The organism is Bacillus sp. MN7755 (assembly GCF_054771475.1).
This window is the reverse complement of the sequence record NZ_BTRL01000003.1, coordinates 126,448-148,621: the sequence shown is the minus strand read 5'-3', so window position 1 is coordinate 148,621 and position 22,174 is coordinate 126,448. Positions and strand designations below refer to the sequence as shown.

Annotated in this window: 21 protein-coding genes; 14 read left to right on the top strand and 7 right to left on the bottom strand. The window is 36.0% G+C overall.

Annotation, left to right across the window (positions count from 1 at the left end):
* Positions 1 to 164: 164 nt before the first annotated feature.
* The 6 genes from gyrA to dnaA all read right to left on the bottom strand — a co-directional run bounded on the left by gyrA (position 165) and on the right by dnaA (position 8,824).
* Positions 165 to 2,636 (bottom strand): DNA gyrase subunit A, encoded by a 2,472-nt coding sequence (gene gyrA / locus ACYVEC_RS03225; RefSeq protein ID WP_063224002.1) that lies wholly within the window; start codon positions 2,634 to 2,636, stop codon positions 165 to 167.
* Positions 2,637 to 2,724: 88 nt separating this feature from the next.
* Complete coding sequence (gene gyrB / locus ACYVEC_RS03220; protein ID WP_063224001.1) at positions 2,725 to 4,647, bottom strand: DNA topoisomerase (ATP-hydrolyzing) subunit B; 1,923 nt, start codon at positions 4,645 to 4,647, stop codon at positions 2,725 to 2,727.
* A gap of 38 nt (positions 4,648 to 4,685) precedes the next feature.
* The gene (gene recF / locus ACYVEC_RS03215; protein WP_063224000.1) at positions 4,686 to 5,813 is read right to left on the bottom strand and encodes a DNA replication/repair protein RecF; all 1,128 of its coding nucleotides are present in this window, start codon (positions 5,811 to 5,813) and stop codon (positions 4,686 to 4,688) included.
* A 12-nt stretch (positions 5,814 to 5,825) separates the two neighbouring features.
* Positions 5,826 to 6,038 (bottom strand): S4 domain-containing protein YaaA, encoded by a 213-nt coding sequence (gene yaaA / locus ACYVEC_RS03210; protein ID WP_000821369.1) that lies wholly within the window; start codon positions 6,036 to 6,038, stop codon positions 5,826 to 5,828.
* 127 nt (positions 6,039 to 6,165) lie between these two features.
* On the bottom strand, positions 6,166 to 7,305 hold the full coding sequence (gene dnaN, locus ACYVEC_RS03205) for a DNA polymerase III subunit beta (protein ID WP_063223999.1): 1,140 nt from the start codon (positions 7,303 to 7,305) through the stop codon (positions 6,166 to 6,168).
* A 178-nt stretch (positions 7,306 to 7,483) separates the two neighbouring features.
* Positions 7,484 to 8,824, bottom strand: a complete 1,341-nt coding sequence (gene dnaA, locus ACYVEC_RS03200; RefSeq protein ID WP_060633072.1) for a chromosomal replication initiator protein DnaA — start codon at positions 8,822 to 8,824, stop codon at positions 7,484 to 7,486.
* Between the two features lie 605 nt (positions 8,825 to 9,429).
* Between dnaA and rpmH the strand changes: the two genes are divergently transcribed.
* The 10 genes from rpmH to spo0J all read left to right on the top strand — a co-directional run bounded on the left by rpmH (position 9,430) and on the right by spo0J (position 18,476).
* Positions 9,430 to 9,564 (top strand): 50S ribosomal protein L34, encoded by a 135-nt coding sequence (rpmH, locus tag ACYVEC_RS03195; protein ID WP_000831901.1) that lies wholly within the window; start codon positions 9,430 to 9,432, stop codon positions 9,562 to 9,564.
* Positions 9,565 to 9,640: 76 nt separating this feature from the next.
* The gene (rnpA, locus tag ACYVEC_RS03190; RefSeq protein ID WP_063223998.1) at positions 9,641 to 9,988 is read left to right on the top strand and encodes a ribonuclease P protein component; all 348 of its coding nucleotides are present in this window, start codon (positions 9,641 to 9,643) and stop codon (positions 9,986 to 9,988) included.
* A gap of 52 nt (positions 9,989 to 10,040) precedes the next feature.
* Positions 10,041 to 10,808, top strand: coding sequence for a YidC family membrane integrase SpoIIIJ (gene spoIIIJ / locus ACYVEC_RS03185; protein WP_063223997.1), 768 nt, complete (start codon positions 10,041 to 10,043; stop codon positions 10,806 to 10,808).
* Entirely contained in the window at positions 10,805 to 11,422 is a 618-nt protein-coding gene (gene jag / locus ACYVEC_RS03180) for an RNA-binding cell elongation regulator Jag/EloR (protein ID WP_063223996.1), read from the top strand. The genes spoIIIJ and jag overlap by 4 nt, the downstream gene beginning before the upstream one ends.
* A gap of 227 nt (positions 11,423 to 11,649) precedes the next feature.
* A complete protein-coding gene (gene mnmE, locus ACYVEC_RS03175) occupies positions 11,650 to 13,026 on the top strand; it encodes a tRNA uridine-5-carboxymethylaminomethyl(34) synthesis GTPase MnmE (protein WP_063223995.1) in 1,377 nt (458 codons plus the stop codon).
* A gap of 46 nt (positions 13,027 to 13,072) precedes the next feature.
* Positions 13,073 to 14,962 (top strand): tRNA uridine-5-carboxymethylaminomethyl(34) synthesis enzyme MnmG, encoded by a 1,890-nt coding sequence (mnmG, locus tag ACYVEC_RS03170; RefSeq protein WP_063223994.1) that lies wholly within the window; start codon positions 13,073 to 13,075, stop codon positions 14,960 to 14,962.
* Between the two features lie 21 nt (positions 14,963 to 14,983).
* Positions 14,984 to 15,703: a 16S rRNA (guanine(527)-N(7))-methyltransferase RsmG gene (rsmG, locus tag ACYVEC_RS03165; RefSeq protein ID WP_046197925.1), complete on the top strand. Its 720-nt coding sequence runs from the start codon at positions 14,984 to 14,986 to the stop codon at positions 15,701 to 15,703.
* A 105-nt stretch (positions 15,704 to 15,808) separates the two neighbouring features.
* The gene (noc, locus tag ACYVEC_RS03160) at positions 15,809 to 16,681 is read left to right on the top strand and encodes a nucleoid occlusion protein (protein WP_000799026.1); all 873 of its coding nucleotides are present in this window, start codon (positions 15,809 to 15,811) and stop codon (positions 16,679 to 16,681) included.
* A gap of 189 nt (positions 16,682 to 16,870) precedes the next feature.
* Positions 16,871 to 17,632, top strand: a complete 762-nt coding sequence (soj, locus tag ACYVEC_RS03155; protein ID WP_000516117.1) for a sporulation initiation inhibitor protein Soj — start codon at positions 16,871 to 16,873, stop codon at positions 17,630 to 17,632.
* Positions 17,625 to 18,476, top strand: coding sequence for a stage 0 sporulation protein Spo0J (gene spo0J, locus ACYVEC_RS03150; RefSeq protein WP_080468614.1), 852 nt, complete (start codon positions 17,625 to 17,627; stop codon positions 18,474 to 18,476). The genes soj and spo0J overlap by 8 nt, the downstream gene beginning before the upstream one ends.
* Before the next feature lie 20 nt (positions 18,477 to 18,496).
* Here spo0J and yyaC read toward each other — a convergent pair whose 3' ends face one another.
* Positions 18,497 to 19,093 (bottom strand): spore protease YyaC, encoded by a 597-nt coding sequence (yyaC, locus tag ACYVEC_RS03145; protein ID WP_061679595.1) that lies wholly within the window; start codon positions 19,091 to 19,093, stop codon positions 18,497 to 18,499.
* 259 nt (positions 19,094 to 19,352) lie between these two features.
* Here yyaC and ACYVEC_RS03140 point away from each other — a divergent pair, with 259 nt between their 5' ends.
* The 4 genes from ACYVEC_RS03140 to rpsF all read left to right on the top strand — a co-directional run bounded on the left by ACYVEC_RS03140 (position 19,353) and on the right by rpsF (position 22,150).
* Positions 19,353 to 20,234: a mechanosensitive ion channel family protein gene (locus ACYVEC_RS03140; protein ID WP_063223992.1), complete on the top strand. Its 882-nt coding sequence runs from the start codon at positions 19,353 to 19,355 to the stop codon at positions 20,232 to 20,234.
* Positions 20,235 to 20,254: 20 nt separating this feature from the next.
* A complete protein-coding gene (locus tag ACYVEC_RS03135) occupies positions 20,255 to 20,452 on the top strand; it encodes a DUF951 domain-containing protein (protein ID WP_000436051.1) in 198 nt (65 codons plus the stop codon).
* Between the two features lie 115 nt (positions 20,453 to 20,567).
* On the top strand, positions 20,568 to 21,668 hold the full coding sequence (gene ychF, locus ACYVEC_RS03130; protein WP_000524667.1) for a redox-regulated ATPase YchF: 1,101 nt from the start codon (positions 20,568 to 20,570) through the stop codon (positions 21,666 to 21,668).
* 191 nt (positions 21,669 to 21,859) lie between these two features.
* On the top strand, positions 21,860 to 22,150 hold the full coding sequence (gene rpsF, locus ACYVEC_RS03125) for a 30S ribosomal protein S6 (protein WP_001233781.1): 291 nt from the start codon (positions 21,860 to 21,862) through the stop codon (positions 22,148 to 22,150).
* The last annotated feature ends 24 nt before the right edge of the window (positions 22,151 to 22,174 follow it).

The window sequence follows — 22,174 nt, the reverse complement described above, 5'->3', positions numbered from 1 at the left end:
CGTTTCAGCGACTTTTATAATATATCATAGTATATTATTTTCGTCAACAAGTTTTTTTCGATAACTTGTATCTCTCATTTGCTGACTCTGCCTATTATATAAGCTTTCTCTTATCTATGCAAGTATTATTATAAAAAAATAAAGAGGGGAGAAATCCCCCTCTCTTATTCTTCTGAAGAAACCTCTTCGCTTGTTTCTTCTTCGTCATCTTTTTGTGCTTTTGCTACCGTCGCTACCTCTTGCTCATCTTCTAATCGAATTAGACGAACACCTTGTGTATTACGTCCCATTTGAGAGATTTGATCAACTGGCATACGAATAATAACACCCGCTGCTGTAATTAACATAATGTCTTCTTCACCTGTTACAGACTTAACCGCTACTAATTTACCGTTCTTATCTGTAATGTTACAAGTCTTCAGACCTTTACCACCACGACTCTGTAGTCTATACTCTTCAACCGGCGTACGTTTACCATACCCATTCTTCGTTACGATTAAAACATTCGTATCTTCTTCAACAATTTCCATACCTACGACTTGGTCCTCTTCGCCTAGTGTAATAGCTTTTACACCAGCTGCATTACGGCCCATAGAACGTACATCTTGTTCGTTGAAGCGGATTAACATACCATTACTTGTCCCTACGATAATATCTTTATCACCAGATGTTAAACGTACAGAAATCACTTCATCTTCTTCACGAAGCGAAATTGCAATTAAACCGTTCGTGCGTATATTTGCAAATGATGAGAGTGGCGTTCTCTTAGAGATACCTTGTTTCGTTGTAAAGAATAGGAACTGATCGTCACCAAACTCACGAATTGGAATAATGGCGTTGATCCACTCACCTTTATCTACCCCTAATAGGTTAATAATCGGTAGCCCTTTCGCTGTACGACTATACTCTGGAATTTCATATCCTTTTGTACGGTATACTTTACCCTTGTTTGTGAAGAATAAAATATGATCATGTGTAGAAGTAGTCAATAAATGTTCTACGAAGTCATCATCGTTCGTTCCCATTCCTTGTACACCACGTCCACCACGGTTCTGTGTTTTATACGTAGAAGCTGGTAACCTCTTAATATAACCATTATGAGTTAACGTAATTGCAATATTTTGCTCTGGAATTAGATCTTCATCTTCAATAAATTCCATACCGCCGATTGTAATTTCTGTTCGTCTCTTATCATTGAAGCGCTCTTTTACTTCTGTTAATTCTTCTCGAATAATCTCAAGAACTTTCTCTTCATCTGCTAAGATCGCCTTTAATTCTGCAATTAACTTCATTAAATCTTGATATTCTTGCTCGATTTTCTCACGTTCTAATCCTGTTAAACGTTGCAAGCGCATATCTAAAATCGCTTGTGCTTGTTTCTCACTTAAACCAAAACGTTCCATTAAACCTTGCTTTGCGATATCAGCTGTTTTTGAACTACGGATTAAAGTAATAACTTCATCAAGGTGATCTAACGCAATGCGTAATCCCTCTAGAATGTGGGCACGTGCTTCTGCTTTCTCTAATTCGTAAGCAGTACGTCTACGAATTACTACCTTTTGATGCTCTAAATAGTAATATAGATTTTGTTTTAAATTTAGGACTTGCGGCTCTCCATTTACAAGAGACAACATATTAATACCGAAGCTTGTTTGAAGTGCCGTGTGTTTATATAGATTATTTAATAGTACATTGGCATTTGCATCACGACGTACTTCCATAACAATACGCATACCATTTCGATCTGATTCATCACGTAAATCTGTAATACCTTCAATTTTCTTATCGCGAACTAATTCTGCAATTTTTTCAATTAATCGTGCCTTATTAACTTGATAAGGTAGTTCCGTTACGATAATAGATTGTTTACCATTTGATTTCTCTTCAATTTCAACTTTGGCACGAAGCATAATAGAACCTCGTCCTGTTTCATAAGCTCTACGAATACCACTTCGCCCTAAGATTAAACCTGACGTTGGGAAGTCTGGTCCAGGAATATATTCCATTAATTCCGCAATGGTAATATCAGGGTTATGGCTTAATGCCAATACACCATCAATTACTTCGCCAAGTTGATGCGGCGGAATGTTTGTTGCCATACCAACTGCAATACCCGTCGTACCATTTACTAGTAGGTTAGGGAAACGAGCTGGTAATACAATTGGCTCTCTTTCAGAACCATCATAGTTATCTTGATAATCAATTGTATTTTTTGAAATATCACGTATTAATTCCATAGAAATCTTAGACATTCTTGCTTCTGTATAACGCATTGCTGCCGCTGAATCTCCATCAACAGAACCAAAGTTACCATGACCATCAACAAGCATATAACGTTGACTAAAATCTTGCGCCATACGTACCATCGTTTCATAAACAGCTGAATCTCCGTGGGGGTGATACTTACCGATTACCTCGCCGACAATACGCGCCGACTTCTTATATGCTTTATCAGCTGTAATTCCTAAATCATTCATTGCATATAAAACCCTACGATGAACCGGTTTTAACCCATCACGAACATCTGGTAATGCACGAGATACGATAACACTCATCGCGTAATCTAAAAATGAGGTACGCATTTCATGACTAATATTAATTTCTCGAATTCGTGCTTGTTGTTGATTGTCTGACATCAACGAGCACCTCCTCTTACATTTCCGTTACACATACATTGATTTATATGTAGAAGACAGGAATACTTAGATTCCTGTCATTACTCATTTAAATATCAAGGTTTTTCACGTATTTTGCATTTTCTTGGATAAAGTTACGGCGTGGCTCTACTTTATCCCCCATTAAAATCTCAAATGTTTCATCTGCTTCAATTGCATCTTGAAGAGAAACTTGAAGTAACGAACGTACTTCTGGGTCCATTGTTGTCTCCCACAGCTGTGTTGGATTCATTTCCCCTAGACCTTTATAACGCTGAATTCCAGGTTTAGGTTGGGCTGGTAATTCAGCTAGTATTTTTTCAAGTTCCTTATCGTTGTAAGCATATTGAATTTTTTTACCTTGTTGTACTTTAAACAATGGTGGTTGTGCAATATAGATATAACCACACTCAATTATTTGACGCATATAACGATAGAAGAACGTTAATAATAGGGTACGTATATGTGCACCATCCACGTCGGCATCCGTCATAATAATAATTTTATGATAACGAGCCTTCTCAATATCGAAATCCCCACCAATATTTGTACCAATTGCTGTAATAATTGTACGCACTTCATCATTAGATAAAATTTTATCTAATCGCGCCTTTTCAACGTTAATAATTTTACCTTTAAGTGGTAAAATCGCTTGGAAATGACGGTCACGTCCTTGTTTCGCAGATCCGCCGGCAGAGTCACCCTCTACGATGTAAATTTCACTGATTGCTGGATCTTTCGAAGAACAATCCGCTAATTTACCTGGTAAACTTGAAACTTCTAATGCACTCTTTCTACGTGTTAATTCACGAGCTTTTTTAGCAGCTACACGCGCGCGCGCTGCCATCGTACCTTTATCTACAATTTTACGCGCAACATTTGGATTTTCTAGTAAGAACTTTTCAAAGGCCTCCGAGAATACAGATTCTGTAATCGTTCTCGCTTCACTATTTCCAAGTTTCGTCTTCGTTTGTCCTTCAAATTGTGGATTTGGATGTTTAATTGATACGATCGCTGTTAAACCTTCACGAACATCTTCACCAGTTAAATTACTATCCGCATCCTTTAAAATATTATTTTTTCGACCATAATCGTTGATTACACGCGTTAGGGCAGTTTTGAATCCTACCTCATGTGTACCACCTTCATACGTATGAATATTATTTGTAAATGAGTAAATATGATTTGTATATCCTTCGTTATATTGCAACGAAACTTCAACCTGGATTCCATCTTTTGAACCTTCCACATATACAGGCTCTTCATGGATTGGTTGTTTTGAACGATTTAAATGCTCCACATAAGATTTAATTCCACCTTCATAATGGAACTCTTTCTTTTGCTTATGTTCACGCTTATCTTCAATTGTTAATTTAATATTACGATTTAAAAACGCCAACTCACGCATACGAGTTGCTAACGTATCAAATTCATATTCTGTCGTCTCTTTAAAGATTTCTGGATCTGGCTTAAAGCGAGTTATTGTTCCTGTTTGATTTGTATCACCGATAACTTTTAAATCAGCAACCGGAATACCTCTTTCGTATTTTTGGTAATGGATTTTACCATCACGATGTACAAATACCTCTAGTTCTGTTGATAATGCATTTACAACAGATGCTCCAACACCATGCAAACCGCCAGAAACTTTATAACCGCCACCGCCAAATTTACCACCAGCGTGAAGGACGGTCATAATAACCTCTACTGCAGGACGTCCCATTTTTTCTTGTATACCAACTGGAATACCACGTCCATTATCGGTTACAAGAATACTATTATCTTCTTCGATGCTAACATTAATTTCATCGCAATATCCTGCTAATGCTTCATCGATACTATTATCGACAATTTCCCATACAAGGTGGTGAAGTCCTTTTCCACTCGTAGATCCAATATACATACCTGGACGTTTCCGAACTGCCTCTAGTCCCTCAAGCACCTGTATTTGGCTTTCATCATATGCGTTCTCTTGCATTTGTTTTTGGTCCATTGACACAAAGATCACCTACTTTTCCATTTAAACAGGGGTTATGCCCTATCTATTTCACAATCTACCGTGCCGTTCGTTACATGAATTGTTTTTGCTTCTTTCAATGTTTCGTGTTCAATTCCGTCGACACTCGTCGTTGTCACAAATGTTTGCACCTTACCTTGAATTGTATTTAACAGATGTGATTGACGATAATCATCTAGCTCTGATAAAACATCATCTAATAAAAGAATTGGGTATTCCTTAACTTCTGAGTAAATCAATTCAATTTCAGCTAATTTTAGGGACAGTGCGGTCGTTCGTTGTTGTCCTTGCGAACCAAAGACTTGAACATTTTTACCATTAACGAAGAATTGTAAATCATCACGATGAGGACCTATTAAAGTCGTACCACGGAAAATTTCACGTTGTTTCACGGATTGAAAACTTTCATAGTATACTTCTTTTATTTTCGACAAATCCATTGATTCTGATACATCTACGCTTGGTTTATAGATGATTTCTAACCCCTCTAATCCTCTACTAATCCCACGATGGATTGGTGCAGCCCATTCTTGTAGTAAGTGCAAAAACTCAAAACGTTTTCGCAATATTTTTGTACCATGTTCAATGAGTTGAAGTGTAAATACATCCAACATCGTTTCCTCATTTTTGCTATTCCCTTGCATTTTTTTAAGCAAGTGATTTCGTTGCGTGAGCACCTTTTGATATTGACTTAGTTCATACAAATAAACGGGTGCTATTTGTCCAAGTTCCATATCTAAAAAGCGTCTTCTTACTTGAGGGCTTCCTTTTACAAGATTTAAATCTTCTGGGGCAAACATGACAACATTCATTTCACCGATGTATTGGCTTAGTTTTTGTTGTTCAAGTTGATTTAACTTTGCCTTTTTGCCTTTTTTAGAAATATTTAACTCTAAAGACAAAGAACTGTTTCTTTTTTGCAAGCTACCTTTGATTTGACCATAATCTTCATCCCAGCGAATGAGCTCACGATCATTAGAGGTTCTATGAGATTTCGCCATCGCTAATACGTAAATAGCTTCCATCAAATTTGTTTTCCCTTGTGCATTTTCGCCAATAATTACATTGACCTTATCCTCAAAGGAAAGCTCTAATTTTTCATAATTGCGATAGTTTTTTAATTGTATTTCCTTAATAAACAAAGGGCTCCCCCTTTATGCCTGAACTTGGAAAGTTCCGCTTCCTGGAATTTCAATAATATCGTTCGCATACAGTTTGCGACCTCTTCTATTTTCAAGTTCTTGATTCACGTACACTTCATATTCTTGTAAAAACCATTTTACAGCGCCACCTGTATCAATTACATCGGCTAACTTTAAAAATTGTCCTAGTGTAATATACTCTGTTGAAATTTTAATACGTTTCATAAAATCGCTCACTTTCTGAAAGTGTTCATTCTTTCATTGTACTAAATAAACTAGCATTAGGAAAGTAATACCCAAAAATCAAATAAAGGCTACTAGCATCTGAAAACTAGCAACCCTTATTTCTTACTTAGTAAGTACGAACCGGTAAAATTAATTGAATAATGGATTCATCATTTACTGTACGAATTAAGAATGGTCTCATTGCTCCAGTAAAGCTAATCTTAATTTCAGTACTATCTAATGCCTTTAGTGCATCCATCATATATTTTGCACTAAAAGATATTTTTAACTCTTCCCCATCTACTTTTTCACATTGAACTTCTTCTACTACTTTTCCGATTTCTGGTGAATTAGAAGAAATTTCTAGCATTTCCTGTTCTAAGGTTGATAATTTCACAACATTATTACGACCATCTCTTGCTAATAGAGATGCACGATCAATTGCTTGTAAAAATTCTTTTGTATTTACAAAAATATCCGTTTTACTCTCTGCTGGGATTAAACGAGTTGTATCAGGGTAGTTTCCTTCTAACAATCTTGAGAAGAATAATAAATGTTTTGTACGGAATAATACTTGATACTCCGTAATAACGATATCTACCATTTCTTCAGACTCATCTAGAATTTTGCTTAATTCATTTAAACTTTTCCCTGGAATAACAACACTCGCTTGGAATTCATCTCCAATGCCTTCGATTTTTGCTTTTCTCAGGGCCAACCTGTGACTATCTGTAGCAATGCAAGTTAGTTCGCTGTTATATACCTTCCAGTTTACACCTGTCAAGATCGGTCTTGTTTCAGAAGTGGAAACTGCGAATACAGTTTGTCTGATCATATGTTTAAGTAAATCCGTTGGAATCTTAAAAACATGATGTTCTTCAATTTGTGGTAACAATGGATATTCTGCAGAATCTAAACCATTTAAATTAAACTCTGATTTTCCAGAAGTTATTTTTGTCATCAAATGATTTTCCACAGAAATTTCTACAGTTTCTTTAGGTAATTTTTTTACAATTTCACTAAAATATTTTGCCTGTAAAACAATACTTCCTGATTGTCTTACTTCTACGATTTCTTTTCCATCTTCTTCAACTGGGATAAAAGATTCAATCGAAATATCAGCATCGCTTCCTGTTAATGTAACTCCTTCTTCCGTAGCGACAACTTTAATTCCTGTAAGGATCGGAATTGTTGTACGAGAAGAAACAGCCTTCATTACATCTTGTACACTTCTTACAAGATAGTCTTTTTGTATTGTAAAACGCATAAAGAAAAACCTCCGGTAAGTATATGATTTTATTTAATTAATAAAGATAAAAAATAGTAGTAATAGTAGTAGGGCTTGTGGATATGTGGATAACTCCTTTGAAAGATGTAAAAACAGTCTATCTACATGTGGATAGACTGTGCGTAAAACAAGGGAAGTTATTCACACTATTCAGCTACTACTTTAAAATATCGTTAATTTCTTCAACTTGCTTTTGTAATTGCGTATCCGTTTTAAGTAGCTTAGAAATTTTTTCATGGGCATGGATAACGGTTGTATGATCACGTCCACCGAATTCTTCACCTATTTTAGGTAAGGAGGAGTCTGTAAGTTCGCGTGATAAATACATTGCAATTTGGCGAGGAAAGGCAACTGATTTTGTTCGCTTTTTCGCCTTGAAATCTTCTAATTTTACTTGATAAACATCCCCGACAGCCTTTTGGATATCATAAATGGAGATAATTTTTGGTTTAGAATTTGGAATAATATCTTTAAGTGCTTCAGCTGCTAAATCAGCATTAATATCTTTGTTAATTAAAGATGAATAAGCTACAACTCGGATGAGTGCGCCTTCTAGCTCACGAATATTTGAATCAATTTGATTTGCAATATAAAGCATGACCTCATTTGGTATATCAAGTCCTTCAGCCTTTGCTTTTTTACGTAAAATTGCAATTCGTGTTTCTAAATCTGGCGGCGTAATATCCGTAATAAGTCCCCATTCAAAGCGAGAACGAAGACGATCTTCTAAAGTTGGAATTTCTTTTGGTGGCCGATCACTTGAAATTACAATTTGTTTACTTTCTTCGTGTAATGCATTGAATGTATGGAAAAACTCTTCTTGAGTTTGTTCTTTTCCTGCTAAAAATTGAATATCATCTATTAATAAAACATCTACATTGCGGTATTTATTACGGAAATCGACCGCTTTATTATCACGAATAGAATTAATGAATTCATTTGTAAATTTTTCTGATGATAAATATACAACCTTTGCGTTTGGGTTATGTTCAATTACATAATGACCAATTGCGTGCATTAAATGGGTCTTTCCAAGTCCAACTCCCCCGTAAATAAAGAGGGGATTATATGCTTTAGCTGGTGCTTCGGCTACGGCCAATGAAGCAGCGTGAGCAAAACGGTTACCAGAGCCAATAACAAATGTATCAAACGTATATTTTGGGTTTAGCATACTCTGTGGTAAATGATTAGAATCATCTTGTGCTGAATTTGGTTTAGTAGGAGGAAGATCGATCTCCTCTTCCGCTTGACTTTGGGGAATAATAAAGCGAATAGCTAATTTTGCCCCGGTTAAATCATAAAGTGTTTCCGAAATTAGCTCTGAATAATGAGATTCTAACCAATCACGAGCGAATTCATTTGGAGCCGTAATTGTTAATACGTCTTTCTTTAAATTATGTGCGGTTGTTGATTTTAACCATGTTTCATAACTGGGTTTACTGACCTTTTTTTCTAGTTCTTTTAAGGCACTGTTCCATAAATCAGAGATGTTTTCCAAAGGTGTCCCTCCTTTACTAAGATGGTAAAAGAATAAGGTTGCGCAACAAATGTACAACCTAAATAAATATAAAATGTATATTTATACGAAACGTATTTTAAAACCTAAAAACGTCGTTTGTATATGAGATAGGGTTTTCGACAAAAAAAGCGAATGTGTGTATATGAGATAGGGTTTTCGACAAAAAAAGCGAATGTGGATAAGCATTTACCCACATGTGATTAAAACTGTCCACATGTTATACACAATTTGTGGATAAGATAAAGATGTGGAAAACTTATTCAAAGTGAAAACACAACTATAATATCAAAAAAAAGTAGCTATAGCAATGAAATTAAGAAAGTTATCCACAAAATCAATACCTTGTGGAATAAACTTGTCCACAACACGATATACTGTGTAAAAGTACGAAACGAGTTTGTGGATATAAAAAACAAGAAAAAACATTTATCCACAAGGAAATATGGGATCTGTGAAAAAGTATGTGAATAGGTTCAAAATGAATATTTGATGAAAATTTCGAGAACCATTGACATTTTCCTAGTTGATTAACTATAATTTATAGGACTGTCTTTAACAGATATTCCTCAGGGAGGTGTCATATAATGAAAAGAACTTACCAACCAAATAAACGTAAGCGCAGCAAAGTACATGGTTTCCGCAGCCGTATGAGCACAGCGAACGGACGTAAAGTGCTAGCAGCTCGTCGTCGTAAAGGAAGAAAAGTATTATCTGCGTAGACCACTGATCGTTCAGTGGTCTTTTTTTCTAATAATAGTGAATTTCCGCTGATGAACTACAGGAGTGTCAATTGATATGAAGAAAAAACATCGTATAAAAAAGAATGATGAATTCCAGACGGTTTTTCAAAAAGGAAAATCGAATGCGAATCGTCAGTTTGTTGTCTATCAACTAGATAAAGAAGAGCAGCCAAACTTTCGTATTGGCCTTTCTGTCAGCAAGAAAATAGGAAATGCAGTAGTGCGTAACCGAATTAAACGTATGATTCGCCAGTCGATCACAGAATTAAAAGATGAGATAGATTCTGGAAAAGATTTTGTTATAATAGCAAGGAAGCCTTGTGCAGAGATGACATATGAAGAATTAAAGAAAAGCTTAATTCATGTCTTTAAACGCTCTGGTATGAAAAAGAATAAAAAGTAGCGTAAGGAAATGAATTACACTATATACATACCGATACAAGGAGGAGTAGGCTTTGAAAAAGAAATTAGGTTTACTAGCCATGGTTGTTGCATTAATGGCGATTACTGCTGGCTGTAGTGAAGTAAATCAGCCAATTACACCAAAAAGCACTGGAATTTGGAATGAATACTTCGTATACCCGCTTTCTCAATTAATTACGTATTTTGCCAACTTATTTGGTAGTAATTATGGTTTAGCAATCGTTGTTACGACTCTTATTATTCGTTTTGCATTATTACCATTAATGATTAAACAAACGAAGAGTACGAAGGCAATGCAAGCGTTACAACCAGAAATGGTGAAGTTAAAAGAGAAATATAGCTCTAAAGATCAGGCAACACAGCAAAAACTACAACAAGAAATGATGCAGTTATACCAAAAAAATGGTGTAAACCCATTAGCAGGATGTTTACCAATCTTTGTTCAGATGCCTATTTTATTCGCGTTTTACCATGCGATTATGAGAACAGCAGAAATTAGTAAGCATACATTCTTATGGTTCGACTTAGGACAGGCAGATCCGTACTATATCTTACCGGTTGTTGCGGCAATTACGACATTTATTCAGCAAAAACTTGCAATGGCAGGAACTGCTGGTCAAAATCCGCAAATGGCAATGATGATTTGGCTAATGCCAATCATGATTTTAATCTTTGCAATTAACTTCCCAGCTGCATTATCACTTTACTGGGTTGTTGGTAATATCTTTGGTATTGCTCAAATGTACTTGATCAAAGGGCCGGAAATTAAGGCTAGTAAGGCAGGAGGATCAAGCAAGTGAGTATAATTACTGCTAAAGGACAAACAGTCGAGCTGGCAGTACAAGATGCTTTAAGGCAATTAAATGTTTCAAAAGACCGAGTGGATATAAATATTATCGATGAAGGTAAAAGAGGGTTCTTAGGCTTATTTGGGAACCGACCTGCAGTAGTAGAAGTTGTATTGAAGAAAGATCCAATTCAAGAATGTGAAGAATATTTAAAAAATGTCATTCACGATATGGGTGTGGAAGCTGAGATTAGTAAAATTGTAAAAGGACGCGAAGTTGAATTTACAATTTCTGGAGAAAACATAGGTGTTTTGATTGGGAAAAGAGGAAACACCTTGAATTCTTTACAGTATTTAACGAAACTTGTGGCAAATCGCAATACGAGGCAGTATATTGGTATCACACTAGATGCTGAAAATTATCGTAGTAAAAGAAAAGCTACATTAGAAGCACTTTCTTATCGATTAGCAAAACAAGTAGTAAGTACGAAAAAAAGAGTTGTGTTGGAACCTATGCCATCTTTTGAACGAAAGATTATCCACCAAGCATTATCTAATCATCAAAATATCATTACAACTTCTGAAGGAAAAGAACCACATCGACATGTTGTAATATCTTCCAAATGACCGGTTACTCAATTGAGTGCCGGTTTTTTTTGAGGGGAAAACAGGTGTGGATAACTGAAAAACACTAAACTTATCCACTGTGAATAAGTTTAGTGTTTTTTACATGAGGACATAATAAAATGAGTTATTATTCTTTTGTAGATAGGTTCGTTATGGTATTCTAATAATTTAGTGAAGAAAATAATCATGTTGAAATAGAGATAAATAAGCAAGTGAGGTGAAAGGACATGGAATTCGATACAATTGCCGCGATTTCCACAGCGCTTGGAGAGGGTGCAATTGCCATTGTTCGAGTAAGTGGGGATGATGCGGTTGAAAAAGTTAATCGTATTTTTAAAGGGAAGGACTTAACAGAGGTTTCTTCTCACACAATTCATTATGGTCATATTGTTGATTTAGATACAAATCAGGTTATTGAAGAAGTGATGGTGTCTATTATGCGTGCACCAAGGACTTTTACACGTGAAAATATAGTAGAAATTAACTGTCATGGTGGACTTGTTTCAGTAAATAAAGTATTGCAGCTTATTTTAGCGCAAGGAGTACGATTAGCAGAGCCTGGTGAATTTACAAAACGTGCTTTTTTAAATGGCCGTATTGATTTATCACAAGCAGAAGCTGTTATGGACTTAATCCGTGCAAAAACAGATCGTGCAATGAACGTAGCAATTAATCAAATGGAAGGGCGATTATCTAAATTAATCGGCCGTCTGCGTCAGGACATATTAGAAACGTTAGCTCATGTTGAGGTAAACATAGATTACCCGGAATATGATGATGTGGAAGAAATGACACATAATATTTTAATTGAGAAAGCTACACATGTTCGTGCTGAAATTGCAAAAATATTAGAAACATCGAAGCAAGGAAAGATTTTACGTGAAGGTATTGCTACTGCAATCATCGGTAGACCTAACGTTGGGAAGTCATCGCTATTAAATAGTCTCGTTCAGGAGAAAAAGGCAATTGTAACTGATATTGCAGGAACAACTCGTGATGTTATTGAAGAGTACGTTAATGTGCGTGGTGTACCACTTAAACTTATAGATACAGCCGGGATTCGTGAAACAGAAGATGTTGTTGAACGAATTGGTGTAGAGCGTTCAAAGGAAATGATGAGCCAAGCTGATTTAGTGTTAGTTGTCGTTAATTATAGTGAAGCTTTAACGAATGAGGATGAAGATCTATTCCGTGCCGTACAAGGAAAAGATTTCATTGTTATTGTAAATAAGACAGATTTACCACAAGCAATCGATATGGAACGTGTTACAGCATTGGCAGCGGGAAATCGTGTTATTACAACGTCGTTAATTGAGGAACAAGGAATAGATGAGCTTGAAAAGGCAATAGCTGATTTATTTTTTGAAGGAACAATTGATTCTGCAGACGTGACGTATGTTTCTAACGCGAGACATATTGGATTATTAACACAAGCAGGAAGAACAATTGGAGATGCAATTGAGGCGATAGAAAATGGTGTGCCAATTGATATGGTGCAAATTGATTTAACAAGAACGTGGGAAATACTTGGTGAAATTACTGGTGATACCGTTCATGAAAGCCTAATTGACCAGTTGTTCTCTCAATTTTGTTTAGGAAAATAATATAGCGATGTTTTAGAAAGATAGAGATTATTAGGAGGAATAAACGATGGGATACAATGCCGGTTCATACGATGTCATAGTAATCGGTGCAGGTCATGCAGGATGTGAAGCTGGTCTTGCGGCAGCACGAATGGGCTCCAAAACATTAATGTTAACAATTAATTTAGATATGGTAGCGTTTATGCCATGTAACCCTTCTGTTGGTGGACCAGCAAAAGGGATTGTTGTTCGTGAAATTGATGCATTAGGCGGAGAAATGGGACGCAACATTGATAAAACGTATATTCAAATGCGTATGTTAAATACAGGTAAAGGACCAGCTGTACGCGCACTTCGAGCACAAGCAGATAAGTTCTCTTACCAGCATGAATTAAAGAAAACAATTGAAGAAACACCAAACTTAACGTTGTTCCAAGGAATGGTAGAGCGTTTAATCGTTGAAGATGGCGAATGTAAAGGGGTAATTACGCAAGCTGGTGCTGAATATACAGCAAAAACAGTTGTAATTACGACTGGAACGTTTTTACGCGGTGAGATTATTATGGGAGATTTAAAATATTCGAGCGGTCCGAATAATCAACAACCATCTATTACGTTATCAGAACATTTAGAGGAGCTTGGATTTGATCTTGTTAGATTTAAAACAGGTACACCTCCGCGTGTAAATAGTAATACGATTGATTACAGTAAAACAGAAATTCAGCCAGGTGATGATAAACCACGAGCTTTCTCTTTTGAAACGACAAAATTTATTATGGATCAAATTCCATGTTGGTTGACGTATACAAGTACGGAAACACATCGTTTAATAGATGAAAACCTACATCGCTCAGCTATGTATTCTGGTATGATTAAGGGAACAGGACCTAGATATTGTCCTTCAATTGAAGACAAAGTAGTAAGGTTTAATGATAAACCACGTCATCAAATTTTCTTAGAGCCAGAAGGACGTAATACACAAGAAGTGTATGTACAAGGTTTATCCACAAGCTTACCAGAAGACGTGCAGCGTGATATGCTTAGAACAATCCCTGGTCTAGAAAACGTTGAAATGATGCGTACAGGTTATGCAATTGAATACGATGCAATTGTGCCAACACAACTATGGCCAACACTTGAAACGAAAAAAATTAAAAATTTATATACAGCAGGACAAATTAACGGAACTTCTGGTTACGAAGAGGCAGCAGGACAAGGGCTTATGGCCGGGATTAATGCAGCATGTCGTTCTTTAGGTAAGAAAGAAGTTATTTTAGGGCGTGAGGATGCTTATATTGGTGTCTTAATTGATGATCTTGTTACGAAAGGTACAAATGAACCATATCGTTTATTAACGTCTCGTGCAGAATATCGTCTATTATTACGCCACGATAATGCTGATCTTCGTTTAACTGAAGTTGGTCGTGAAATTGGATTAATTAAAGAAGAGCGCTATGAGCGATTTACAAATAAAAAGTTACAAATTGAACAGGAAAAGGAACGTTTAAGCAGCATTATTATTAAACCACGTCCTGAAGTTCAAGAATTAATTCGCAGCATTGGTGGAAGTGAATTGAAAGATGGAATACGTGCAAGTGACTTATTACGTCGTCCAGAGATGACATATGAGCATATTCATCTTTTAGTACCAAGTGAAGTAGAATTAAGTGATGAAGTGACAGAACAAGTTGAAATTCAGATTAAGTACGAAGGATATATCGAAAAATCTTTACAGCAAGTAGAGCGTATGAAAAAAATGGAAAACAAAAAAATCCCTGTAGATATTGATTATGATGCGATTTCTAGCCTTGCATCAGAAGCTAGACAGAAATTGAAAGATGTTCGTCCACTTTCAATGGGGCAGGCTTCACGTATTTCTGGCGTAAATCCAGCGGATATTTCCATTTTACTTGTGTATATTGAACAAGGAAAAATTGCGCGAGTATCGAACCAATAAATAGTAAGGAGATATTGTTAGATGAACATAGAACAATTTCAATCTATGCTAGAAGAGAAGGGTATCACCCTCTCTTCTAGACAGTTAGAGCAGTTCGAAATCTACTTCGAAACATTAGTAGAATGGAATGAAAAAATGAACTTAACGGCTATTACGGAGAAAGAAGAAGTATATTTGAAGCACTTTTTTGATTCCATTACAGCTGCTTTTTACTATGATTTTTCAAAACCATTCTCAATTTGTGATGTTGGCGCAGGAGCTGGATTCCCAAGTATTCCATTAAAAATCTGTTTCCCGCATTTAAAAGTGACGATTGTAGACTCGTTGCAAAAACGTATTAATTTCTTAAATCATTTAGCACAAAAGTTGGAATTAAGTGACGTCGCGTTTTGTCATGATCGTGCTGAAACATTTGGGAAAAAAGAAGGTGTACGTGAATCGTACGATATTGTAATGGCACGTGCAGTTGCACGTCTTTCAGTATTAAGTGAGCTATGTTTACCACTTGTAAAAGTTGGGGGAACATTCATTGCAATGAAAGGTGCTGCAGCAAACGAAGAAATTGAAAATGGCAAGTATGCTTTAGAGGTGCTAGGCGGGAATTTAAAAGAAATGTCTACGTTCCAATTACCATTTGAAGAAAGTGAACGTAATATTTTATTAATCGAGAAAAAGCGCAAGACACCAAAGAAATATCCACGCAAACCGGGAACACCCAATAAATTACCTATTGAAAAATAAATCTTATTAGACGTAAGATTAAATTATATAAATGAAAACGTAAATGTTTCATAGGAAACATTTTATGGAGAATAGTCAATAGGCCTAAAAGGTGGTGGAATATGTATGAAAAATACGTTTTCTCGTTTATTTGGCTTTGGAGATAAAGAGAGCGAATTCGAATTACAAGACGAAAGCCATGAAGAAATAGATAAAAAGGTATATGAAGAAATACAAGAAATTCCGATAGTAAATATTACCCCTAACCGTTATCAACCACGAACAGTTTTTGATGATGCGCGTATTGAGGAACTAGCATTAACGATTCGTACACACGGACTTATTCAACCAATTGTTGTGAGGCAGTATGAGGATGATAAGTACGAGATTATTGCTGGAGAAAGACGTTTCCGTGCGGCAACAAAGTTAGGTTGGGAGAAGGTTCCTGCAATTATAAAGAACTTAAATGATACAGAAACAGCTTCTGTAGCTTTAATTGAAAACTTGCAACGTGAGGAACTAACAGCAATCGAGGAAGCTGTGGCCTATCAAAAGCTAATTGAGTTACATAATTTAACACAAGAAGCATTGGCACAACGACTTGGAAAAGGACAATCCACAATCGCAAATAAGTTGCGATTGTTAAAGTTGCCTGAAGAAATAAAAAGCGCATTATTAGAAAAAAGCATTACAGAACGCCATGCTCGCGCGCTCATTCCTTTAAAAAACGAGGAATTACAACTGAAGGTTTTACAGGAAATTGTGGAGAAACAACTGAATGTAAAGCAAACAGAGGAACGAATTGCGAAATTACTAGAGGAAGCAAAACCGAAGCGTAAGGCAAAGCAAAAAGCAGTAAGTCGAGATACTAGAATTGCTATGAATACAATTAGGCAGTCCTTACAAATGGTTGCTGACAGTGGTTTAAATGTTAATTCTGAGGAAGAAGAATTTGATGAGTACTATCAAATTACAATTAAAATTCCGAAGAAAAAATAATAATGGCGCGTTAGAGACCTGATCCTATTGGATAGGTCTCTTTTACTATATTTTCTTGTGAGATGAAGAAGGAGTTTACAAATAAATTTTGAAGTTTAATAAGGACGTAAAAGAAAAACTTTTATTTCATGTTACAATAAACGTAATTGTTACTAGAATAAGATAGAAAGGTTGAAAGTAGGTGACATCATGGGAAAAATCATTGCTATTGCCAATCAAAAAGGTGGCGTTGGGAAAACAACAACATCTGTTAATTTAGGGGCTGGATTGGCACAAGTAGGTAAAAAGGTCCTTCTTGTAGATATTGACGCTCAAGGAAATGCAACGACTGGTGTGGGAATTGAAAAATCCGAATTAGATCAATGTATTTACAACGTTCTTGTGGAAGATGCAGATGTTCAAGGGGTTATACGTAAAACCGCAACTGAAAACTTAGATGTTCTACCCGCTACAATTCAATTGGCAGGTGCTGAAATTGAATTGGTACCGACTATTTCCCGGGAAGTACGTTTACAAAGGGCATTACAGCCAGTTCGTGATGAATATGACTATATTATTATCGACTGTCCCCCGTCCTTAGGGTTATTAACGATTAATGCATTAACCGCAGCAGATTCTGTTATTATTCCTGTTCAATGCGAATATTACGCACTAGAAGGATTAAGTCAGCTATTAAATACAGTTCGACTTGTGCAAAAGCACTTAAATAAAAATCTAGCAATTCAAGGTGTATTGCTAACAATGTTGGATGCCCGTACAAATTTAGGGATTCAGGTTATAGATGAAGTGAAAAAGTATTTTAGAGATAAAGTATATCGTTCAATTATCCCTCGTAATGTTCGCTTAAGTGAAGCACCAAGTCATGGGAAACCAATTATGCAGTATGACGCTAAATCAAGAGGGGCAGAAGTATATATAGATTTAGCAGAGGAAGTGATTGCAGGTGGCTAAAGGATTAGGAAGAGGAATCAATGTGTTTTTTCCTGATTTAGATGTGAAAGAAGAAGAAACAATTCAGGAGATTACGATAACTGAATTAAGACCGAATCCATATCAACCACGTAAACACTTTAATAAAGATGCGATTCAGGAATTATCGGCTTCTATTAAAGAGCACGGCATATTACAACCGTTAATTGCTAGGAAGAGTATTAAAGGATATGAAATTGTTGCAGGTGAAAGAAGATATCGTGCTGCTAAAGAGGCCGGACTCGAAAAGGTACCTGCCGTTGTAAGACAATTAAATGAGCAGCAAATGATGGAGTTTGCATTGCTTGAAAACTTACAACGTGAAGATTTAAATCCAATGGAAGAAGCAATGGCCTATCAAATGTTAATGAATGAGCTAAATGTAACGCAAGAACAATTAGCAAAACGTCTTGGTAAGAGCAGACCTTACATTGCAAATTATACGCGGTTATTAAGCCTCCCTCCGTTTGTACAAGATATGATTGCAAATGGTCAACTTTCAATGGCTCATGGGAGAACGTTACTTACAATAAAAGATGAAGAACAATTGAAATCTTTATTGAAACGAATCGAAAAAGAAGGATTAAATGTTCGTCAATTAGAGAAAATTGTTCAGGAGATTAATCAGCGCGTTTCACGTGAAACAAAACAAGTGAAAAAAGAGAGAAACATATTTTTTGTAGAACGCGAAACGTTCTTAAGGGAAAAATTTGGCACAGATGTGAAAATTAAAGAAACGAAAAAAGAAAAAGGTAAAATCGAAATTGAATTTTTTAATAAAGAAGATTTAAATCGTATTTTAGAATTATTAGCGCAGAAAAATTAAAAAGCAAACCATCTTATTATTTATAGATGGTTTGCTTTTTTTAATACAGATAATTTTTGATCTGTTTCTTTTATACTTTGTGCAATTACATCAGCCATTTTCATGACTAAACTTAATCTTGTATTTTGCAGAACGAAAAACTCCATAAAACCATTTAGATTTACGATGCCATGAATATGTAGATCACCAACTGCAGGTAATTTCTTATTCATTGCAGCTCCGGGTTTACTAGGCCCCATTCCGGTAGTGATGGAACCGATGCTTTGAGACTTTCCTAAACAGGCATCAACCGCAATTATAAATGAAGTAGGATTATCTTTCTGTATATTCTGAATTTTTTCTTCTAAATTTAGCGCATGTACCGGCTCATCTAGTGTGCCGAACACTTGGAAGTTTTTAATTCCTACTTGTTCTAATTTCGTACCGACTAACGGACCGAGTGCATCGCCTGTAGAACGATCTGTTCCGATACAAACGAGAATAATCGGTATATTCGTTTTAATAGGGATATGGGAAAGTAAGAAGTTACTGATTGTCTCGGAGGCTTCTACGTCTTGGTGCATAACATTTTGAGTTTCTTTTTCGAAAAAGGGTAAGCGAAAACTTCCAATATTCATGAAGCATCCATCCTTTTAATAAATTTTCAAAATATGTTATATGGTGAGTAAAATGGAAAACTATAAGTGCGTACTTCCTGTAAAACTTGAGTGAAAATGGAAATAATAGTACTAGTATATATCTATTCGTTCCATTTTATACCTGCATGGAAGTTAACAAATGTAATTAAAATCATAAAAATTTTTCAGCAATTAGAAGACTTCTGATACAATAAGAAGGATAACTAAAAAGAAATTTTGGCTGGAGAGGTAGAGGTACATGGATTTATTAACGAAGTGGTTTAATGCTACGAAACAGTATTTATTAAATGCTGATCGTTGGGCTGATATTGGAACAGCGACATTGAAAATATGTATTATTTTAATCATTGGTGCAGTTGTTGTACGAGTTGCGCGTGCAATTGTACGAAATGCGTTTCGTATGGGAAGTCGTTCGCCAATTCAAATTTCAGAACGTCGTACAGTTACAGTAGCAAAGTTACTTGAAAATATTGTGGCATACGTTGTTATGTTCATTATGCTAATTGCGATTTTAGGTGTGTTTAATATTAATGCATCTGGTTTATTAGCCGGTGCCGGGGTAATTGGTTTAGCGGTCGGATTTGGTGCTCAAAGTTTAGTGAAAGATGTCATTACAGGGTTATTTATCTTGCTAGAGGACCAATTTTCAGTGGGAGACTATGTGAAAATTGGCCAGTTTGAGGGAGTCGTTTTAGAAATTGGACTTCGTACAACAAAAGTAAAGAGCTGGACAGGCGAAATTCATACTTTACCAAACGGAAGTATCATTCAAGTTACTAACTATTCAGTTAGTAATAGTGTTGCATTTGTTGATGTATCTATTTCGTATGAGGCTGACATAGCAAAAGCAGAGCAAGTCATTGAAGAATTATTAGAAGAATTACCTGCGCAATATGAGCAAATGGTAACAACGCCTCTGTTATTAGGCGTGCAAACATTAGCTGCATCAGAAGTTATATTACGTGTTATTGCAGAAGTAGAGCCGATGCAACATGCGGTTATTGCAAGAGCACTTCGTAAAGAAATTAAAAATCGTCTAGATTTACATGGTATTGAAATTCCATATCCACGTATGGTTTTATATAATCGTGAAGAATTGGTGAGTGGAAAAGCAATTTAGTATGGAGAGGGGTTTGGAGAATGGAGCAAAAGCAGTATAACTTGTACGATGTTGTGGAAATGAAGAAAGCCCACCCATGTGGTGAGAATCGTTGGAAGATTATTCGGATGGGAATGGATATCCGCATTAAGTGCGAGGGATGTGACCATTCAGTAATGATTCCTCGAAGAGAGTTTGATCGTAAGGTGAAAAAAATACTTGTGAAGCACGAAGAATAGAGAGAAAGTAACAGTTGCAGTGGGTAGCTGTTACTTTTTTTCGTTTGGAGGAAACTTGTCATTTTTTTCGTTACTATCTATAATGATGAAAGATTGAGACATAGGAGTGAAAAATATGGGATTAACGGCTGGGATTGTTGGATTACCTAACGTAGGGAAGTCCACTTTATTTAATGCAATTACACAAGCAGGAGCAGAATCTGCAAACTATCCATTCTGTACAATTGATCCAAACGTAGGAATTGTAGAAGTACCAGATGAGCGTTTAAATAAATTAACGGAATTAGTAGAACCGAAAAAAACTGTTCCGACTGTATTTGAGTTTACTGATATTGCAGGTATCGTAAAAGGTGCTAGTAAGGGTGAAGGGTTAGGAAATAAGTTCTTATCTCACATTCGTCAAGTAGATGCAATTTGCCAAGTTGTTCGTTGTTTTGAGGACGAAAATATTACGCACGTTTCAGGGAAAGTAGATCCAATCGATGATATTGAAACAATCAACTTAGAGCTAATCTTAGCAGACTTAGAATCTGTTGATAAACGTATCGAGCGTGTTGCGAAACTAGCAAGACAAAAGGATAAAGAAGCGGTATATGAGCATGAAATTTTAGTGCGTTTAAAAGAAGCTTTCGAAGAGGGGAAACCGGCTCGTACTGTTGAATTTACAGAAGAGCAGATGAAGATTGTTAAAGGTCTTCATTTACTGACAACGAAAGAAATGTTATACGTAGCAAACGTAAGCGAGGACGATGTTATCGATCCTTCTGAAAACAAATACGTACAAATGGTAAAAGAATTTGCTGCAAATGAAAATTCTCAAGTAATCGTTGTATGTGCAAAAATCGAATCAGAAATCGCTGAGTTAGACGAGGAAGAGAAAAAGGTATTCCTTGAAGAACTAGGCATTGAAGAATCTGGTTTAGATCAACTAATTCGTGCTGCATATGATTTATTAGGACTTGCTACTTACTTCACAGCCGGTGTGCAAGAAGTACGTGCATGGACGTTTAAACAAGGTATGAAAGCACCACAATGTGCGGGTGTAATTCATACAGACTTTGAGCGTGGATTCATTCGTGCGGAAACAGTTTCTTATGATGATTTAATGACAAACGGTTCTATGACAGCTGCAAAAGAAGCTGGAAAAGTACGTTTAGAAGGAAAAGAGTATATCGTAAAAGACGGAGACGTTATGCACTTCCGCTTCAACGTTTAATTTAATATTTCCTAGGAAAAATAAAGATATGAGCTTGGCAAATATATTATGTGTTTGCCAAGTTTTTTATGTATGGGTGAGTTGATTCATCTAACTTACTATGATATAATCTAAACTCGTGAGTAATTACTATAAATTAATTGCTCCTTGCCCATTATGGGCCGTTTAGACCAAAAGGAGGTGAAAGTGTAATGAGAAAGTACGAAATTATGTACATCATTCGTCCTGGCGTTGAAGAAGAAGCTCAAAAAGCTTTAGTTGAACGTTTTGCAGGTGTTTTAACAAACAATGGTGCAGAAATCATTAACACGAAAGAGTGGGGTAAGCGTCGTTTAGCTTACGAAATCAACGACTTACGTGAAGGTTTCTACATGATCTTAAACGTGAACTCTAACGCAGAAGCGATTAACGAATTCGACCGTTTAGCTAAGATCAACGAAGACATCCTTCGTCATATCGTTGTTAAAGAAGAAGAAAAATAATTGATATATAAGGGAGAGTGGTTC

Excerpts from the sequence above, each read along its gene's own strand:
- mnmG (WP_063223994.1), top strand. The coding sequence starts at position 13,073 with ATGGGATACAATGCCGGTTCATACGATGTCATAGTAATCGGTGCAGGT.
- soj (WP_000516117.1), top strand. The coding sequence starts at position 16,871 with ATGGGAAAAATCATTGCTATTGCCAATCAAAAAGGTGGCGTTGGGAAA.
- yyaC (WP_061679595.1), bottom strand. The coding sequence starts at position 19,093 with ATGAATATTGGAAGTTTTCGCTTACCCTTTTTCGAAAAAGAAACTCAA.
- mnmE (WP_063223995.1), top strand. The coding sequence starts at position 11,650 with ATGGAATTCGATACAATTGCCGCGATTTCCACAGCGCTTGGAGAGGGT.
- rpsF (WP_001233781.1), top strand. The coding sequence starts at position 21,860 with ATGAGAAAGTACGAAATTATGTACATCATTCGTCCTGGCGTTGAAGAA.
- ACYVEC_RS03135 (WP_000436051.1), top strand. The coding sequence starts at position 20,255 with ATGGAGCAAAAGCAGTATAACTTGTACGATGTTGTGGAAATGAAGAAA.
- rnpA (WP_063223998.1), top strand. The coding sequence starts at position 9,641 with ATGAAGAAAAAACATCGTATAAAAAAGAATGATGAATTCCAGACGGTT.
- gyrB (WP_063224001.1), bottom strand. The coding sequence starts at position 4,647 with ATGGACCAAAAACAAATGCAAGAGAACGCATATGATGAAAGCCAAATA.
- gyrA (WP_063224002.1), bottom strand. The coding sequence starts at position 2,636 with ATGTCAGACAATCAACAACAAGCACGAATTCGAGAAATTAATATTAGT.
- rsmG (WP_046197925.1), top strand. The coding sequence starts at position 14,984 with ATGAACATAGAACAATTTCAATCTATGCTAGAAGAGAAGGGTATCACC.
- yaaA (WP_000821369.1), bottom strand. The coding sequence starts at position 6,038 with ATGAAACGTATTAAAATTTCAACAGAGTATATTACACTAGGACAATTT.
- noc (WP_000799026.1), top strand. The coding sequence starts at position 15,809 with ATGAAAAATACGTTTTCTCGTTTATTTGGCTTTGGAGATAAAGAGAGC.
- dnaN (WP_063223999.1), bottom strand. The coding sequence starts at position 7,305 with ATGCGTTTTACAATACAAAAAGACTATCTTGTAAGAAGTGTACAAGAT.
- rpmH (WP_000831901.1), top strand. The coding sequence starts at position 9,430 with ATGAAAAGAACTTACCAACCAAATAAACGTAAGCGCAGCAAAGTACAT.
- ACYVEC_RS03140 (WP_063223992.1), top strand. The coding sequence starts at position 19,353 with ATGGATTTATTAACGAAGTGGTTTAATGCTACGAAACAGTATTTATTA.
- ychF (WP_000524667.1), top strand. The coding sequence starts at position 20,568 with ATGGGATTAACGGCTGGGATTGTTGGATTACCTAACGTAGGGAAGTCC.